General features: G+C 52.8%; 8 protein-coding genes. 5 read left to right on the plus strand and 3 right to left on the minus strand.

What is annotated here, in order from left to right:
• Positions 1-3: 3 nt before the first annotated feature.
• Positions 4-1,086 carry a LacI family DNA-binding transcriptional regulator gene (locus tag WC7_RS20355; RefSeq protein WP_016151953.1) on the minus strand — a complete coding sequence of 361 codons (1,083 nt, stop codon included), beginning with the start codon at positions 1,084-1,086 and terminating at the stop codon, positions 4-6.
• Between the two features lie 164 nt (positions 1,087-1,250).
• Here WC7_RS20355 and WC7_RS20350 point away from each other — a divergent pair, with 164 nt between their 5' ends.
• Positions 1,251-1,859, plus strand: coding sequence for a class I SAM-dependent DNA methyltransferase (locus WC7_RS20350; RefSeq protein ID WP_016151954.1), 609 nt, complete (start codon positions 1,251-1,253; stop codon positions 1,857-1,859).
• A 33-nt stretch (positions 1,860-1,892) separates the two neighbouring features.
• On the opposite strand, the gene WC7_RS20345 is transcribed toward WC7_RS20350, so the two are convergent.
• Positions 1,893-2,492: a hypothetical protein gene (locus WC7_RS20345; protein WP_016151955.1), complete on the minus strand. Its 600-nt coding sequence runs from the start codon at positions 2,490-2,492 to the stop codon at positions 1,893-1,895.
• Between the two features lie 413 nt (positions 2,493-2,905).
• Between WC7_RS20345 and WC7_RS20340 the strand changes: the two genes are divergently transcribed.
• From WC7_RS20340 to WC7_RS20325, 4 genes are all read left to right on the plus strand, one after another.
• Positions 2,906-4,543 carry a ShlB/FhaC/HecB family hemolysin secretion/activation protein gene (locus WC7_RS20340; protein ID WP_231390973.1) on the plus strand — a complete coding sequence of 546 codons (1,638 nt, stop codon included), beginning with the start codon at positions 2,906-2,908 and terminating at the stop codon, positions 4,541-4,543.
• Positions 4,544-4,555: 12 nt separating this feature from the next.
• Entirely contained in the window at positions 4,556-16,261 is an 11,706-nt protein-coding gene (locus tag WC7_RS20335; RefSeq protein ID WP_016151957.1) for a hemagglutinin repeat-containing protein, read from the plus strand.
• Positions 16,262-16,551: 290 nt separating this feature from the next.
• Positions 16,552-17,052, plus strand: coding sequence for a DUF6862 domain-containing protein (locus WC7_RS24850; protein WP_071601750.1), 501 nt, complete (start codon positions 16,552-16,554; stop codon positions 17,050-17,052).
• Positions 17,053-17,456: 404 nt separating this feature from the next.
• Complete coding sequence (locus WC7_RS20325) at positions 17,457-17,756, plus strand: hypothetical protein (protein WP_016151961.1); 300 nt, start codon at positions 17,457-17,459, stop codon at positions 17,754-17,756.
• A gap of 111 nt (positions 17,757-17,867) precedes the next feature.
• On the opposite strand, the gene WC7_RS26305 is transcribed toward WC7_RS20325, so the two are convergent.
• Positions 17,868-18,712 (minus strand): IS5 family transposase gene (locus WC7_RS26305; RefSeq protein ID WP_100245687.1). Its coding sequence is split into 2 segments (ribosomal slippage): positions 17,868-18,367 and positions 18,367-18,712, totalling 846 coding nucleotides; the frame shifts between segments, so codons are not numbered across the junction.
• Positions 18,713-18,770 lie beyond the last annotated feature (58 nt).

An 18,770-nucleotide genomic window follows, 5' to 3' on the forward strand; every position in this document is an offset into this window, starting at 1 on the left:
CGTTCACAATTTGGGTGTGAGCTGCGAAACTTGCCGCGCTAGCTGGATCAGTGAGTCGGCCAGCACCTGGGGTGAGAGGGTTTGCGTATCGGGAGGCAGAACCGTATTGCGCTTAACCAGGGTTACGGGCAGCAGTTGGTTGCCCACGCTTGAGGTCCCACGGGGAAGTTGCAGCAGTCTGTCGACGCTGGTTTCACCCAGTAACGGAAAATCCTGCCTGATGGTGGTCAGTGGTGGGATGTAGCAGGCGCTGTCTTCGGTGTCATCGTAGCCGATCACCGAGATATCAACCGCCACCCGCAGACCGAACTCGCTGATTGCCCGCATCGCGCCCAGCGCCATTTGATCGTTAGCGACCAGCATGGCGGTGGGGAGATTACCACCATTAAGCATATGCAGCGTTTGCTGAAAACCTGACATCGCGCTCCAGTCGCCTTCCAGCTCCGCGGTGGGTTGCAACTGGTAGTGCGCCAGATATTTATGCCACCCCGCATGGCGAAGCCTTGCCGAAACCGAAGTGTGTGGCCCGCTCAGCAGGGCGATACGCTGATGCCCATGCTGCACCAGATGTTCAACGCCGAGACGAGCGCCGTCGTCATGGGAGAAAATCACGCTGTTAATTGGCGTCTGATCAGAGACATCAAGAAACAGTACCGGCACCGTACCGCAGGCGGTAGCCACGGCAATGGCGTCTTCTTCATCCAGCGGGTAGTTGATGATAAGCCCGGTTACGCGTTGAGAAAGCAGGTTGTGGACTGCGGCTTTACATGCCTCAACGCCGCTACGTTCGACCATGGCGATCACCACGCTGGCCCCGGACTGGTCGGCGCGGGATTTTATGGCGGCAACGATTTGCGAGGGGGCGTGCAGGGCAAGGTTCGCCGTCACGACGCCAATCAGCGGCGTCTGTTTGCCCGCCAGCTGCTGTGCGACACGGTTGGGGATGTAATTGAGCTCCGCCATCGCGGCCTCAACTTTCTGTCGGGTTTTTGCGGAAACGTGGCTGGCCTGATTCACGACGCGCGAGACGGTCTGGTAAGAGACTCCTGCATGGTCTGCCACATCGTATAGCGTTACCGGTTTCACGTTTATCACCCCTGTCATGACGTTATCTGCGCGCTATGATGCCACAGCGGGACGGTTTTGGGGGATTTGCGCATTGGTTCTGCGAGGCGCATTCCAGGGTTGCAAATCGTGTGCTGGGGGATTTATCGTCGTGATGCTTAACAGAATAAAAAAGTGAGGACATCGTGAGCGACTCTGCGGCAAACAACATTCTGTCGATCTACCAACGTCATGCGGAGGCCTTTGCCAGCCAGCGTTCACGCGCACTGTTCGAGAAAAGCTGGCTGGATAAGTTCATCACCGTGATGGGCGGGCGGGGCAGCATTGTGGATATTGGCTGCGGCAACGGTCAGCCGATTGCTGGTTATTTTATTCAGCAAGGCTTTCAGCTTACGGGAATTGATGGTTCTGCGGCGATGCTGGCGCGGGCCCGGCACTCTTTTCCCGCACAGCGCTGGCTGGAGCAGGATATGCGCGAGCTGGGACTTAACGAGACTTTCGATGGTCTGATCGCCTGGGACAGCTTTTTCCATTTAACTCAGCAGGATCAGCAAAAGATGTTCCCGATTTTTGACCGACTCAGCCGTCCCGGCAGCGCGCTGATGTTTACCAGCGGGACGGAAAACGGTATCGCGATGGGGCAATTTGAGGGCGAACCGCTGTTTCACGCCAGCCTCGCGCCGGATGAATACCGCGCATTGCTGTCAGCGCACGGTTTTGTGGTGGTAGAGATGGTGATGGAAGATCCGCACTGCGCCGGGCATACCATCTGGCTGGCGCAAAAACGTGGCTAAATTCTAAACGTTAAGCGTTCCCTTCTCCTGATATTATTCTGCAGTGGCTGTTTTAACATTCCGGAACTTCAGTTCAAGGATTTTATTTATTGTTTGATCCAGTTCTGAACCTTTTATTGGAGAGCATATTTCAGCATACTCTTTTACGTATTTTTGGCATGTGTTGACGACTTCTGGTTGTGGGAGGAAATATGCGGCGACTGAGACAGGGGAAAAAATTGCTGAATAGAAAGTAATGTAGAGTCCCTTCGACAAATATTCAACATCCTTGATACGCTCGGTTCCACAAGCAGAGGGGATTCTTTTTATAACAGTGTCGTACCTGTCACGAAAGTGCTCGTTAATGGTAGGGCAGGTTTCAGGGGATGAGCTGTTAAATACCGCTAGATCTATTTGCGCAGGGTAATTCTTCCCATCTGTTTTGGTGAGATCTATTAAAACAAAAGGCATAATTGTTAAAATAAGGGAGGTGGTTGCTAAAAAATACTGATATGGGCTGTATTCGTCGGAACGAAATTTACACAGGGTATAAATCGACAAGAATAAACCCAGGGTTGCAATAAAACCATTGAGTATTGCCAGAATAAGGAAGAAAAGAACGATCGCGGAAGGTTTAATTATGCTGGTATTCATTTCTAATTATTCCATGTTTTTTAACGCTATTACTTTACGACAATTAAGTTAAGCGATAATAGTACAATTTCCAGGTATTGCGGATTCCGCTTATTTAGTGCCGGGGAGGTATGTCTGTTAGCACGATGCGAGTGGCGTCATCGTAGCGTATTATCCAGAAGGTTAATGTGGGTAAATGGGCGATTTGCGATGGGATTAGGTCAACAGAGTAAGAATAATTTAACTTAAGAGCATAAGAAATCCTAAAATGCAATTAGAATGAAGTGAAATAGCACTTAATGTCTTTACTTTTGTTTACATTTTGTGCTTTTTTACAAGGATCGGCTGTGCTTTACAGTCAAGTTCGCTTTCGTACTTTTATGGGGGGTGGGGTGAAGTTCAGGGATGAAAGAAAGTTGGCAATATTAATTGGGATGTTAATTTTGCCGTTCACAACTGTTTCTGCGGCGCCACTCTCTCCTGCGGATCGGAATACCATTCAGCAGCAACAGCAGCAGCGACTTAATGAAAACCAGCGCCAGCGTGAAGAGCTGGAGCGTAGCGTTACGCTACCCGAAACCGTAACGCCGAAAACGCCAGCCCAGACTGAAGGGCCGTGTTTTATGATTTCGCGTATTGATATTGACGGCGCAACGAAGTTGTCCGCTGCTGCCTCGGCAAAGCTTACCGCGCCATGGGTGAATCAATGCCTGAATATTCCCCGCCTTACGGAACTGACAAATGCAATTTCCGACTGGTATATCAGTCGAGGCTACATCACCAGTCGTGCCTTTTTAACCGAACAGGATCTCTCATCCGGGGTGCTGCACATTGCGGTGCTTGAGGGTAAATTGCAGCAAATACGTCTGGAAGGCGTCCCATCGCGCACTCTGCTGATGACCTTTCCCGGAATGGAAGGAAAAATTCTCAATCTGCGTGACATTGAACAGGGGATGGAGCAGTTGAACCGGGTTCGCCAGACGCCGGTGGAAATTGAAATTTTGCCGGGCAGTCAGCAGGGGTTCTCAATAGTTAACCTCACCGCCACGCCTGAATTTCCACTCAATGGCTCAGTTAGTTTTGATAACAGTGGACAAAAGAGCACCGGAACCGGACAGCTCAGTGGTGCGCTATTTTTCAATAATATGCTCGGCCTGGCGGATAAATGGTTTATTAGCGGCGGACGCAGTAGCGATTTTTCCAGCAGCAAAGATGCGCAGAACTTTGCGGCCGGCGTGAGTATTCCTTACGGCTACGGACTGCTTGATTACAACTACAGCTGGAGTAACTACCTCAGCACGATTGATAACAATGGTTATCTTTGGCGTTCCACCGGAGATAGCGAAACCCATCGTCTGAACGGATCCTGGGTTTTGTTTCGCAATGGTGATGTCAAAACCGCTGCATCGCTGGGTTTGACGCATCGAATTAACCGTAACAAATTGAATGATATCCTGCTGGAAACCAGTAGTCGCAAGCTTTCCAGCGTTTCGCTGGGCATCAACCATACGCAAAAAATTGCTTCCGGCGTTGCGACGTTTAACCCTTCATTCACCCAGGGCGTGCCATGGTTTGGCGCAGAGGATGACAACGATAAACAGGGTGATGTGCCAAGGGCGGAGTTTCGTAAATGGAGCGTCAGCGGTAGTTTCCAGCGCCCGTTGGCAGAGAAACTGTGGTGGCTAAGCAGCGTGTATTTTCAATGGTCTCCAGACCGACTCTATGGAAGTGAACGCCTGACGCTGGGCGGAGAAACCTCCGTTCGCGGTTTTAAAGAACAGTACATTTCTGGAGATAACGGCGGCTACTGGCGCAATGAAGTGAATTATTCGCTATTTACGCTGCCGGTGCTGGGACAGATTGGCGCGATAGCGGCATTCGACGGCGGCTGGCTGAAACAGGATAACGTTGATAGCTATGCCTCCGGCACGTTGTGGGGGGCTGCGCTGGGATTAACCAGTTCAGGGCGCTGGTTTTCCAGTCAGTTTACCGTAGGAACGCCAGTTAACTATCCGGACTGGCTGGCGCCGGATCATCTCAATGTGTATTACCGCGTTGCGGTGGCATTTTAAGGAATAAGGGTGATGAAAAAGGATCAGGTTCGTTTTTCCCAGCGTTTGCTAAGTGGCATGTTGAGTTTCCTGTTGGCTACCCAACCACTGCTCCCAGCGATGGCTGCCGCCATCACGCCTGAAGGCAATACGCAGATGGATAAAGCCGCCAATGGTGTTCCGGTGGTGAATATTGCCACGCCGAACCAGTCCGGGATTTCACACAATAAATATAACGACTACAACGTGGGAAAAGAGGGGCTGATCCTCAACAACGCGACCGGGCAATTTACCCAGACCCAGCTCGGCGGCATCATCCAGAATAACCCGAACCTGCAACCGGGAAAGGAAGCTTCAGGGATCATCAACGAAGTTACCGGCGCTAACCGTTCGCAGCTTCAGGGCTATACCGAAGTCGCGGGGAAAGCTGCCAACGTCATGGTTGCCAACCCCTATGGCATTACCTGTAATGGTTGTGGATTTATCAACACGCCTAACGCCACGCTGACCACCGGTAAACCCGTGTTGGATGCCAACGGCAACCTACAGTCGCTGGATGTAAGCAAGGGCAGCATTACCATCGAAGGTAAGGGGCTGGATGGTAGTCAGAGCGATGCGGTGTCGATTATTGCCCGTGCCACGGAAATTAATGCTGCGCTGCACGCCAAGGATCTGACGGTTATCGCCGGCGCGAATCGCGTGGCGGCGAATGGCCAGGTGAGCCCGCTGAATGGCGAAGGGGAAGCACCGAAAATTGCGGTAGACACCGGTGCGTTAGGCGGCATGTATGCTAATCGAATTCATCTGGTCTCCAGCGAGAAAGGGCTGGGGGTCAACCTCGGGAATCTGAATGCCCGTCAGGGTGATATCACCCTCAATGCTAACGGGAAATTAACGATCGGCAACAGTCTGGCAAATGGTGGTCTATCCGCCAGTGGCGAAGGCGTCACGTTGACCGGCAGTCATAAGACCGGAAGCGGGATGGTCATCAACAGCACCGGGGCGTTAGCGTTACAGAATGCAAATCTCTCCAGCGGCGCAGGCGTGCAGCTGGGCAGCGATGGCAAGGTGACGATCGAGGGGGGCGGGGTTGCCGCAGCTGGCGAGTTGCAGGTGGCTGCTAAACAGGATGTAGCCATTGAGGCAACCACTTTGGTTAGCCAGAAAAACACCTCGCTGCGCAGTGACGGTTCGCTGAAAATCACCGACGGCAGCCTGACCAGTAAAGAAAAAATGCATGTTACGGGTACTAATGGGCTGGCGCTGACCCGTTCCACACTGGGGAGTGATACTGATGTCAGCCTTAACAGTCAAGGCGAACTGTCGGCGCAGGGGGGATTGCTCTCAGCAGGTAACGGATTAACGCTGAAGGCACAGCGCATAGCTCTGAATAACGCCAGTCGGGCCGATGCGAAGGGCGCATTAAGCCTGACCGGTAGCGACATAAACAACCAGGGACAGGTCAATGCGGGAGGCGCGTTGTCCCTTTCTGGTGGGCACCTCGTTAATGGTGGTCAACTGGCTGCAAATGGCAGTCTTGATGTTTCTGTCAGCAGCCTTAACAACGCAGGTCTGATGCAGGGTAACAGCGTATCGGTCAACAGCGGGGCGCTGGATAATATGGGTACGCTGGCGAGCGGCGGCCAGCTTTCAGTACAAACGGTAGCGCTGAACCAGCAGGGGATCCTGAGCGCGAAAAACAATGCGGATATCCGGGCTGATGCCACGCTGAGTAATGGTGGAAAGTTGCTCTCTGATGGCACATTAACGGTGCAGGCCGCGACAGTTGAACAACATGGCGTCCTCTCTGGCAACCAGGGGGTAACGGTCAATGCTGAAAACCTCACCGCCGCGAAAGATTCGCTGATCGCCGGGCAACAGGACATACAGTTAAACGTTACGCAAAACCTTAACCTGAACGGTCAGGTTAATGCCGCTGGTGCGCTTAATGTCGGCGCAAAGCAGTTGACTACTGGCAAAGACGGTCATTTGCAGAGCGGTCTGGACCTTGCGATTACGGGCAACAACGTGACGCTGAACGGCGTACAGGCGGCAAAAGGCTCGTTGGATGTGACGGCTGACAGGCTCAGTCATGGCGGGAAATCCACTGGGGAACGCGTCGGTTTCAGCGCGCAGCAGTCAGTTGATAACCATGGAGATCTGCTGGCCGATACTCTGGCGCTCAGTGGGACAACGCTGACCCATAGCGGTAGCGCCAGCGCCGAACGCATCTCGATTATTGCATCTGATGGACTCGCCAGCAGCGGCTCTCTGATCGCCGACACGTTAACTCTCCAGAGTCAGCATGTCGTGAACAGCGGTCTGATGCAGGGCAACACCGCGCTGAACCTGTATACCGACAGACTGGAAAACCTCAGCGGCGGCTCACTCTACAGCAAAGCATCTCTAGCGCTGGATATACCGTATCTGGCTAACCATGGGTTGATTACAACCGACGGTTCATTGCACCTCAACGGTCGCCAGTTGGTTAACGGCGGAGAAATTAACGGCGTTAATCTGCAAAGTGAATATGCGACGATAAAAAACGAAGCCGCGGGACGCCTGCTGGCTGACACGTCATTATCTGTTCACGGACAGCAGACAGATAACCTCGGACTCATGGCCGCCGATACGCTCGCGCTGAACAGTCAGGACGTGAATAACGACGGTAATGTGTTGTCGGTGGGTGAATTAAGTCTTAAGAATCAGACTCTCCACAACACTGGCTTGCTGCAGGGCGGTACGCTGAATCTGGAAGCAAATACGTGGCAAAATAGCGGTAATGCGTTGGGTGAAACGGGGGTAACGGCAACAGTACACGACGCGTTCACTAACCAGGGAAAAGTACTCAGTCAACAAGGTATGACCGTCCATGCCGCCAGCGTGAATAACAGCGGAATGCTGGCAGCGAAGGTGCTGGCATTACACGGCGATCTCAGCAACAGTGGGATCCTGCAGGGGAATCAGGCGCTCGCCTGGGATGGGAATCGCTTTACAAACCTTGCTGGTGGGCAGGTGACCAGCGGTGAAGATCTACAGCTCAGCGGAAAGCGTTTTGAAAATGATGGCCAACTAGAGGGCCGTACCGCGGCGATTAGACTGGATAACCTGCGCAATAGCGGCAGCGTTCAGGCACTGGACAGTCTGAAGATTAAGGCTAACGGGCGACTGGATAATCAGGGATCGCTGCGCAGTCTCAACCTGTTTGAGTTGGCTGCGGCACAGTTGTTTAACGACGAAATGATTGCTGCAAAATCCCTGAGCATTTCCGCACCGGAGCTGGTGAATAACGGCATTGTGCAGGGTAATTCGGCGCTACAACTCACCACCCGCAATCTGTTCAATGGTCAGCAGGGACAACTGGTTAGCGGCGCGGGGTTGGATTTAGGCCTCGACATGCTGGAAAACCAAGGTCTGCTGCTGACGAATACCGACTTCACACTGCGCGGCAGCAAATTAATTAACGCAGGTGATATTCAGGCCGATTCCCTGAACCTGACGCTGGCGAACTCGGTTGGAAACCAGGGGAGTATGGTGGCGAAACAGGGGGCGTCGATGAATACTGCATCCCTGGATAACCGCGGTACGCTGGCGGCGAAAAGTGTCACTCTGGATGGAAAATCAATCCGTAACAGCGGTCTGGTACAGAGCAACGACAATACCTCGGTTTCTGCGAATACCTTCATCACGGATACCGCAGGTAAATGGCTGGCCGGTAATGCGCTGCTGGTGCATTCCGGTGCGATGGAAAACGCCGGCGTACTGCAAGGCGATACCCTGACATTCACTGCCGACTCGCTGAATAACAGCGGCGTGTTTAACGGTTTGCATGGCCTGGAAGGCAAGCTGTCCGGGCGACTTACCAACCCCGGACACATTCAAAGTGGCGGCGCACTGACGCTTACGGCTGATGATATCAACAGCGCCGGGCGTATTACCGGTGACAGGCTGACACTTGCAGCCTCGACGTTAAACAATACAGGCCTGTGGCAGGGGACGAATGGGCTTACGCTGGATGGCGATGTGCTCACGACGGGCATTACGTCCCGTACGCTGAGCGGCGGCGCGTTGAGCGTCAATGCCGGCACTATCACGACGCAGGGAACGCTGCAGGGGCAGCAACTTACGCTGACCGCAGATGACTGGCTGCACAAAGGATCGCTGATAAGCCTGGGTAATCTGACGGCTGATGTAAACAACGGTCTTACTACATCAGGCGAAGTGATGAGTCATGGCGGAATGTCACTGACCGCGCAGCAGCTTGATAACAGCGGCAAGCTGCTCAGCGAAAGCGACGTAACGCTAGACGGCGTGCAGCTTAATAACAGTGGCACGGTACAGGGAAATACCCTGACCCTGCAGCAAAACCGGATCCACAATCAGGGGACGCTGACCGGTCTGCAAAGCCTGACACTAGAGGCTCGTCAGCGTCTGATGGCGCGCATGGCGATGGCTTCACCGCAACAGGAATTGATTAACGCAGCAGGTGGTTCACTGCTGACGCAGGGGACGCTGAAACTCTCTTCTGGCGAGGTGACGAATAACGGCGTGTGGCAAGGGCAGTCTGTTCTGCTCAATGCGCAAACGCTGACAAACAACGGGGCAATACAAAGCGCCGACGCTCTGCAGCTTACGCTCGCAAATAACCTGACGTCTGCGGCGGGCAGCAAAATTACTGCCCTTGGTAACGCGACGCTACAGGCGCTTTCTCTGGCTAACGCCGGGCAATGGACGGCGAAAAATCTTACGCTGAAGGGGACAACCCTTGATAACAGTGCGGCGATTAGCGGCGTAAATGCGTTTACGCTTGCCATGAACGGCGCGGTCAGGCAGCAGAAAGCGGGCAGTATGCTGAGCGCCGGCGCGTTGGATCTGACTGCGGCGTCAGTCACCAATGAGGGCAAAATTCAGGGGGCGACGCTGGGCATGACGACCGGCGCATTGACCAACAGCGGACGACTGCAAGGGGATAATGGCGCAACGCTGTCGCTGAGCGGTGATTTGATAAACCAGGCTTCCGGGGAGATCGTCAGCCGCCAGGGGCTGACGCTTTCTACGCCAGTGCTGTCCAACTACGGTTTAATGCAGGGCGGTGGAGAGACCCATCTTAACGCCACAACTCGCGCACTCAATGACGGCAAACTGCTTTCTGGCGCGGGAATGAAGCTGACCACGCCGCAGTATTCCGGCGCAGGCTGGTTACAGGCGGCAAACCTCATTCTGAATGCAGCAACGGCCACCAATAGCGGGAACTGGCTGGCTGACAGCGCCACGCTTGCAGGGACCAGTTTTACCAACCTGGGAACCGCGCAGGCCGGTCAATTAGCGGTGAAATACACGCAACTGACAAATAACGGTACGCTGTTGGGCACCTCGCAACTGAGTGTTAATGCCAGCCAGATTAATCAGAATGCGGCAGGGAAACTGTTCAGCGGCGGCGATCTGTCCGTTGAGAGTCACGGGCTGGGTACGTTGGGGCAGGTGGTTGCGCTGGGTAATCTGACGCTGAAACTGGTGAATGACTTTACTGTGCAAAGCGCTTTTGCCGCGGGCAAAACGCTGACCATTACCAGCGATGGCGCTATCGACAACCGTAGCGTGCTTCAGGGGCAATCGCTCAACCTGACGGCGGGCGGACAGCTCAGCAATAATGGACAAATCACCACTGGCAACGGCGCCAGTTATCTCAGCGGCGACAGCGTAGCGCTCAATACCGCCGGAACGTTACAGGGCGGCGGCGATATTACGCTGACCAGTCGCGGTAATATTTCAGTCTCTGGTTTCACCGGAACGCGTGGCTCTCTGACGCTCAATGCACCGGGTGCCATCGTCAATACGGCGCTGTTGTACGCGGCAAATAATCTGGCGCTATATGCTAACACCATTACCAACCAGCGCGGCGATATCCTCGCGGGAAACAATCTGTGGATGCAGCGAGATGCGGCGGGAAATGCCAACAGCGAAGTGGTCAACACCTCCGGTAATATCGAAACCCAGAACGGTGATATCACCATCAAAACCGGGCATCTGCTGAATCAGCGGGATGGGCTGGTGGTAAGTAACGGCAAAATTGAAGATCTAACACAACAGTATGCCTGGCTGAATGAGAGTTTTGCAGATATTCCTCTTGCTGAGCTAAAACTGGGAACTGACTATGGTTACATTGTTAACCGATCCTGCAGCGGTGGAGGGAGTCCGGGGCACGGCGCGAGTCCTGATTGTTACGACATAGCTGTTCCTAAGGCGATGAAAAACAGTCCGACGAAGGAGATTGCAGTCTCACGCGCAACCCTTTCTGTCTCTGCCAGCGGTGGGGCCGGGCGCATCAGTTCATCTCGTGGAATGGTCCTTCAGGCGGGACATCTGGAAAATAATGCCAGTACGTTGCTGGCTGGCGGGGATATGCACCTTTCGGGTACAACCCTGCAAAATCAGTCTTGGACAGACGGTACAGTTACCCGATATCGGACGTATGCTGCTGACCAGCAAGGTAATAAATGGGAAACGCCTGCTGCGTCAGTAAAAGCCGATAGCTATAGAAAGACTCCAATTCATTACATCGCACAAGGGAAGGACCGAGAAGAAGCTTCGGATGCAACGATTTATCGCTCAGTAATCCAGTCGGGCGGAAAAATTCAGGCAGTTTTTTCACAAGATATTAGCAATACCAGTACCACTCCTAATACGGGGGGAGTGATAAATACCATCGTTACCCCTACCCTCAACACCCTCAGCAACCAAACCATCAGTAATGGGGTGCAAAAGCAGGCGCTGGCAAGCAATGACACGGTAAGTGTCAGCTCTCCACAGTGGAACGATCGACTGCATGACGTATTGCAGAAGATTAACGGCGGCGGCGCGTTGGAAAGCAGCGGCGTATCAGACGCTACGCTCAACCCTGTTTCTACCACGCAGAAAGGTAACGCCAGTCTCGGTCAACTCAATGGCCTGATTAACCCAGGCGAGAAGGACGTGAATGCCGCCGGGATAAATCAGGGCAAAACGGTGGATACCAGCGCTTATCCGTTGCCTTCCGGAAAGAACGGGTATTTCGTCGTCTCCGACGATCCGAAAAGCCCGTATCTGATCAACGTTAACCCGAAACTGAATGGTCTTGGTCAGCTCGATCCCAGCCTGTTTGGTGATTTGAATGCAATGCTGGGTATCAAACCTGGCGAAGCGCCGCGTGAAACCAATATTGCGTATACCGATCAAAACCAGTTCCTGGGATCGGCCTATATGCTCGATCGTCTCAAACTCAACCCTGAATATGACTACCGTTTCCTCGGTGATGCGGCGTTCGATACCCGCTATGTTAGTAACGCCATGCTGAATAAGACGGGAAGTCGATACATCAACGGCATTGGTTCTGACCTTGACCAGATGCGTTATCTGATGGATAGCGCTGCAAGCACTCAGCAGTCGCTGGGACTGAAATTTGGGGTGGCACTGACGGCAGATCAGATAGCGTCCCTTGAGCACAGCATGCTGTGGTGGGAAGCCGCCACCGTCAACGGTGAGACGGTAATGATACCGAAGCTGTATCTCTCGCCGAAAGATATCACCGTGAACAACGGTAGCGTCATTGCCGGGAATAATGTTCAGCTTACCAGCGGGAATATCACCAACTCCGGCAGTACGCTGTTGGCGAGAAACGACCTCACTCTCGACAGCCAAAACAGTATTAACAACCTTAACAATGGTCTGATGCAGGCCGGGGGCAACCTCGACCTGAGCGCGATTGGTGATATCAATAACGTCAGCTCCGCCATCAGCGGAAAAACGGTGGCGCTGGAAAGCCTGGGCGGCAACATCAATAATCTGACGCTGGCGGAACAGATTGATGTGAGTGCCAGGGACAAATACCGCAATGTGAGCTTTAAAGATACTCTGCTGGGGTCTACGGCATCGATAACCGCGCAGGACGGATTGTCGCTCTCGGCAGGCAAAGATATCACTGTTACTGGCGCGAATCTCTCTGCAGGCGGCCCATTGCTGATGGATGCGTGGGGGGATATTGCGGTAAATGCCAACCAGATTAACGATGCCCGGAGTCGCTCCGGACGCTGGATAACTGAGACTGGTCGGTCGTCAGTAGACTGGCAGGGTAGCGCCATCAGCGCGGGCGGTAACCTCGGTATCAATGCCGGGAATAACCTCAATATCACCGCCAGCGATGTTAAAGCGGGAGGGAATGCTCAGCTAACAGCGGGTAACGATCTCAATCTGAATGCAGCTACCACTCAGCAAAGTAGCCGTAACGGGGGCAGTGAATCGCACAGCACCGGGCTTTCCCTTACAACCGTTTCAGCGGGTGACAATCTGGTGTTGAAAGCGGGTCAGGATATTAATTCCCATGCGGCTGGGCTGGCTGCGGAGAATGATGTCGGTCTGCTGGCCGGGCGAGATGTCAACCTGCTGGCTGAAGCAACGACCGACGGCGACAGCTATCGTGCGAAGAAGAAAACCGTAGTCAATGACGCCGTACGCCAGCAGGGAACGGAAATTGCCAGCGGCGGCGACGCCGTCATTATTGCCGGGCGTGATGTAAACGCACAGGCAGCAGATGTTACGGCACAGGCCGATATCGGCGTAACGGCAGGCCGGGATGTGAATCTCACGACCGCCACAGAGAGCGATTATCACTACCAGGAAACCACGAAAACCAAAAAAGGATTCCTCAGTAAAAAGACTACCCATACGATTGAAGAAGACAGCGCTACGCGGGAAAAAGGCGCGCTGCTGAGTGGGAACAATGTGACTGTCACCGCCGGGAATAACATTTTGGTACAGGGCTCAGCCGTTGCCGGTGACGGCAATGTGGCGCTGGGGGCTGGCAACAATGTGGATATCGTTGCCGCCACCAATACCGATACCTCATGGCGCTTTAAAGAGACTAAAAAGAGCGGCCTGATGGGGTCAGGCGGGATCGGCTTCACCATCGGTAGCAGCAAAACCACGCACGATCTGCGCGAAAAAGGCACCACCCAAAGCGAGAGCTTCAGTACTGTCGGCTCAACGGCGGGCAACGTCAGTATCACCGCAGGCCAGCAGGCACATATCGGCGGCGCGGATATCATCGCCCAGAAAGATATTGCTGTTCGCGGCGACAGCGTACTTATTGAACCGGGTCATGACAAACGCACACGTGATGAGAAGTTTGAGCAGAAAACCAGCGGACTGACGGTGGCGCTGTCGGGGGCTGCGGGCAGTGCGGTGAACAGCGCGGTTTCAGCAGCACAGGGAGCAAAACAAAGCAGCGATTCCCGACTGGCGGCACTGCAGGGTACGCAGGCAGTTCTCTCCGGAGTACAGGCCGGGCAGGCTGTGGCTCTGGATCAGGCGAAAGGGACCGCTAAAGACAATACCAATACGATAGGTGTCAGTGCTTCTCTGGGCTCACAGTCCTCAAAATCGACCTCCCACAGTGAGCAGGATTCAACGACGGGAAGTACTCTGAACGCAGGCAACAGCGTCAATATCACGTCCACAGGAAGCGATATTACTATTGCAGGCAGTGAAGTGAAGGCCGGTAAGGATGTGGTGCTGGATGCCACACGTGACGTGAATCTTATCGCTTCGCAGGATACGCAACTGACGACCGGTAAAAACAGCAGCAGCGGTGGCAGTATTGGCGTGGGTATCGGTGTGGGTTCCGGTGGCGCGGGGATCAGCGTCTCGGCGAACGCCAACAGCAGTAAAGGGCGTGAGAAAGGCAACGGCACCTGGCAGAATGAAACCACGGTGGATGCGGGTAATCAGGTCACGATAAACAGCGGGCGGGACACTACGCTTGCTGGTGCGCAGGTCAACGGCAATCAAGTGACGGCAGATGTAGGCCGCGATCTGACGATTACCAGTACGCAGGACAGCGACCACTACGATAGCAAACAGAACAGCGTGAGCGGAGGAGTGGGATATACCTTCGGCGCGGGGACGGCTTCTGCGAGTATCAATGCCAGCCGCGACAGGATGAAGAGCGACTATGACTCGGTGCAGGAGCAGAGCGGGATATTCGCGGGAGACGGTGGCTTTGATATCACCGTGGGCAAGCACACCCAACTGGATGGCGCGGTCATTGCTTCTACCGGTTCAGTGGATAAAAACAGTCTGGATACGGGCACGCTGGGCTTTGGCGATATCCACAATCAGGCAGATTACAAAGTGGAGCACCAGGGGGGAGGGATCAGTACGGGAGGCAGTATTGGTCAACAGTTCGCGGGTAATCTGGCGAACGCCCTGATTGCCGGAGGTGGCAGCAGCGGGCATGCGGAAGGAACAACGCAGGCGGCGGTGAGTGAGGGGACGTTAACTGTTCGCGACACGGAAAACCAGAAGCAGGATGTCGCCGGTCTGAGCCGGGATGCGGAGCATGCAAACGGCAGCATCAGTCCTATTTTTGACAAGGAAAAAGAGCAGAGACGTCTGCAAGAAGTGCAACTGATAGCCCAGATAGGTAACCAGGCGGCGGATATCGCGCGGACGCAAGGTGAGATAAATGGCCTGAACGCGGGTAAAAAAGCACTGGCAAAGGAAGGCATTCCTGAGCCGGATGTGAACGCCAGTGATGAAGAAAAAGCAAGATACCAGACGCAACTACGGAACTCAGCGGCATATAAAACCGAGCAGACGAAATACGGTACGGGCAGTGACGTGCAGCGGGGTATTCAGGCTGCAGTAGGCGCTCTGCAGGGGCTGGCTGGCGGTAATATTGGCGCGGCGCTGGCGGGGGCATCGGCACCGGAGCTTGCCAATATCATAGGCCATAAGGCGGGCCTCAGCGAGGATGATATCGCGGCTAAAGCCATCGCGCATGCGATACTGGGTGGTGCTGCGGCGGCTATGCAGGGGAACAATGTAGCAGCCGGAGCGGCTGGCGCAGCGGCAGGAGAGCTTGCTGCAAATGCGATACTGAAAACGATGTATCCGGGCAAGCACGTCAGTGAGCTGGATGAAAGTGACAGGCAGTTAGTCAGCAATCTTGCGACTATTGCATCCGGGCTGGCAGGTAATCTGGCCGGGGGGGATTCGAAAAGCACGACAACGGGGGCGCAGTCTGGTAAAAATTCAGTTGAGAATAATTTACTCGGTGGTAGTGAAGATGCTCAGGCTGCATGGATACGTCAGCATGGGATCGATATGGCGAGCTGTTCTGATAATCCTGATGGAGCCGCATGCCATAAGGCTAAAAATGAACGGGATGCGGTAGGACTTGCTCTGGCAACAGGTACAGTGGCTCTGCTTCCTGGTGGTGCTCAGGCTATGTGGGGACTGGGAGCAAGTGCGAATGCCGGTATCAGTTATCTGGCTGATGGTACTATAGACCCTGCAAACGCAGCCATTGCTGGTTGGGTGAATGTATTCAGTATGGGGAATGGCCTGGCAGGTACAGTCGGCTGGAATGCCGCAGGTGGTGCGCTGGGTAACTGGATTGACAACAAAGACCCGCTGTCGGGGGCGCTAATCAATGGGGCCGGTTCGGGTATTGGCTATGGCATCGGTAAAGGGGTCTCATGGGGCGTTAATTCTGGTGTTAACTGGTGGAAAGGTGGTTGGGATCCTAAGTTTAATCCTGCTCTGAGGCAGTTTACTGAAGTGAAAGGAGAGCTTGGGCTTTCAAAAGAAATGACACCTAGCTCTTTTCCAGGTATAGCTGGCGATATCGGTGGTAGCGTGGGATCTGAACTTAGCGGGAAGTATATAGAGCAGAAATCCTCTCAGGAGGATCGCAAAAAATGAGAAAGCAAAATAAGTTTCTGCACCTGCCTCTTTTTATCGCATTAAGTATTGTGTCCATTTTTTTGACATCAATTACTTTATACGTAGCAGGGGAGTTGTTGTTCTTCTTTTTCAAAGGGATACCAATTAATTTCACTATGGAAAATATATTGCTACTCTGTAAGATTAGTCTCAGTGTCGGAAGCTTTGTCGGTGGTGGGATGTGGATAGCTCGGTTATTGAAATTAAAAGGATTCTAAGTTGTTGTTGAGAATAACTTCCTCAGCGTATCGGATAAGACAGAGCTTGAAATAGCTAAACAGAAGCTCAACAGCAAAGATCAGGCTGTACGTGAAAAAGCGCAGCAAACCATTAATGATCTGCGCGAAAAAGACATCACCAGCGATCAGAAGGTCATCAGTGCCTGCGGCAATGGCAATGCAGCCAGTTCAGCCTGCGCCACTGCCAGGCTGGATGTGATTAAAGCAAGAGGAGAGTACGAAAATACCGGGAACTATAATTCAAAGGCCAGCCAGCAGTACGCAGATGCTTATGGTCAGATAGTTAACCTGCTCGATATCACCGGTGTTGATGCGCAAAATCAGCAGCAGGTGAAGGATGCAATGATCAATTACACCATGACTCAGCTTGGTTTAGATAAAGAGAAAGCTGAAGCATATGTAGAAACCTATGATGGGATGAAGATTGTTGCCGCTTCGATGGCGCCAATTTTGGGCGGTGCTGTTGCCAGTAAGATAGAATCTCTCGCGAGTAAATCTATTGATGGCGGTGTGATAAAAGCTTCGTCATGACTATTTATTAAGGCATATGGCCCTCACGAAGCTGGTCCGCTTGGTAACCCAAATGATTTAGAGTCGAAAGCAGCAACTTTCCGCAGTGGTTCTTACTCGGAAAAAGTTGCAGAGACGGACATCTACCTTTATAGAGACTTCGGAGGAACTGCTCGCCCTGACGGTAGGTTCTGGACTCCTGAGCCATCCAAAGGCCCTTTACAATCACAGATGGATAGTGCAGTTCTTCCTGAGTGGGGGAACACATTTGAAAATCAAGCAATCATAAAAATACCGAAAGGAACGGTGTATTATGAGGGAGCCGCAGCTCCACAGATTGGTACAGTCGGTACTAAACCATCTTTACTTGGCGGTGGAACTCAAATTTACTTACCTGATCCTGACCCAACTAGGATAATTAAGAAATGAAACAGCTTGAATTAGTAAAAAGCTGGCTAAAGAGTAGGCGTTCAATTTACTTTTTTTTACCAAATGGTCCGTATGGAAGGCCATTTGATAACCAGTATTATGTCGATGAAGTGAAAGAACTAGTAGGGGGGTTCAGCATCCATTTTACTGACGGTTTAGTTCTTGAATTCAGCGGTGATGTTGCAGTTTTGGAGACTGAAGGGAAATTAATTATTGAAAATTTCAGAACATGTGTATTTGAAATTAATGGAAAAGTTAAGGCTGAATTTGACTATGGGCATGTTTCGCTTTGCTAGGTTTGAGGTTGCGGTTTTGCCCTAAATCATATGGACTCCAATGTCGATGAGCGCAAAAATGCATGTCAGGGAAAAACGCCATCAGCGCCCAAGTACATTAGGCTGTGTCCCTTAATTGCATAATCTTTTGTAAAACAGTCTGATACAGCCCAGTTTAACCATCGCCAGATAATTCCTCGCCGTTTTGTCATAACGTGTGGCTATGCGACGATATTCTTTCAGGCGACCAAAGCAACGTTCAACAACATTGCGATTACGGTAAGCATCACGATCGAGTTGTGAACGACCATCTGAGGCCATTTTTTCATTGGATTTGCGAGGAATGACGGCTTTTATACCCTTGTTTTTCAGTTCGTTCCGTAACGCATGTCCGGAGTAGGCTTTATCTGCCAGTACGGCATGACCACGTCGCTTCATGCTGCCATTCTGGCGCTGAACACCAATACCGTCCAGCAGACGTTGTGCGAACTGGCTTTCATGGGCTTGTCCGGGGCTCAGCACAATATTTAACGGCAGACCGCTTCCGTCTGTCGCCAGATGGATTTTGGTGCCAAAACCGCCGCGAGAGCGACCCAGCCCATTATCTCCGGCGATATCGGGATGTTTTTTTGAGCCCCGGCTGCACATTTGAGTGCACGGATATTACTGCCATCCAATGCTGTCGCTGACCAGTCAATAAGACTGTTTGTATCAAGTAACGTAAGTAACTTGTTGAAAATCATGTTAATCACTCCTGACTTTGACCACCGGTTAAAACGGTTGTAAACGGTCTTCCATGGACCATATCGTTCAGGCAAATCGCGCCATGGTGCGCCTGAACACAGCACCCAGAACATACCATTGATGACCATACGGTGTTCTGCCCATGGGCGTCCGGCCCGTGGTGTTGCTGGTTCAGCAGGTAATAAGGGCTGGATGAGAGCCCATGCATCATCGGGAAGGTCGTAACGAGCCATAGTTCAATGTGTTGTGGAAACAGGCAGTTACTATAGCTCAGGTGATTAAGGGACACAG

The sequence above is a fragment of the Citrobacter sp. KTE151 genome (assembly GCF_000398845.1).
GTDB classification, from domain to species: domain Bacteria; phylum Pseudomonadota; class Gammaproteobacteria; order Enterobacterales; family Enterobacteriaceae; genus Citrobacter; species Citrobacter braakii.

What these genes read in the sequence shown, in the direction of transcription:
- WC7_RS20325 (WP_016151961.1), top strand. Translation starts at nt 17,457, where the DNA reads ATGAAACAGCTTGAATTAGTAAAAAGCTGGCTAAAGAGTAGGCGTTCA.
- WC7_RS20335 (WP_016151957.1), top strand. Translation starts at nt 4,556, where the DNA reads ATGAAAAAGGATCAGGTTCGTTTTTCCCAGCGTTTGCTAAGTGGCATG.
- WC7_RS20340 (WP_231390973.1), top strand. Translation starts at nt 2,906, where the DNA reads ATGTTAATTTTGCCGTTCACAACTGTTTCTGCGGCGCCACTCTCTCCT.
- WC7_RS20345 (WP_016151955.1), bottom strand. Translation starts at nt 2,492, where the DNA reads ATGAATACCAGCATAATTAAACCTTCCGCGATCGTTCTTTTCTTCCTT.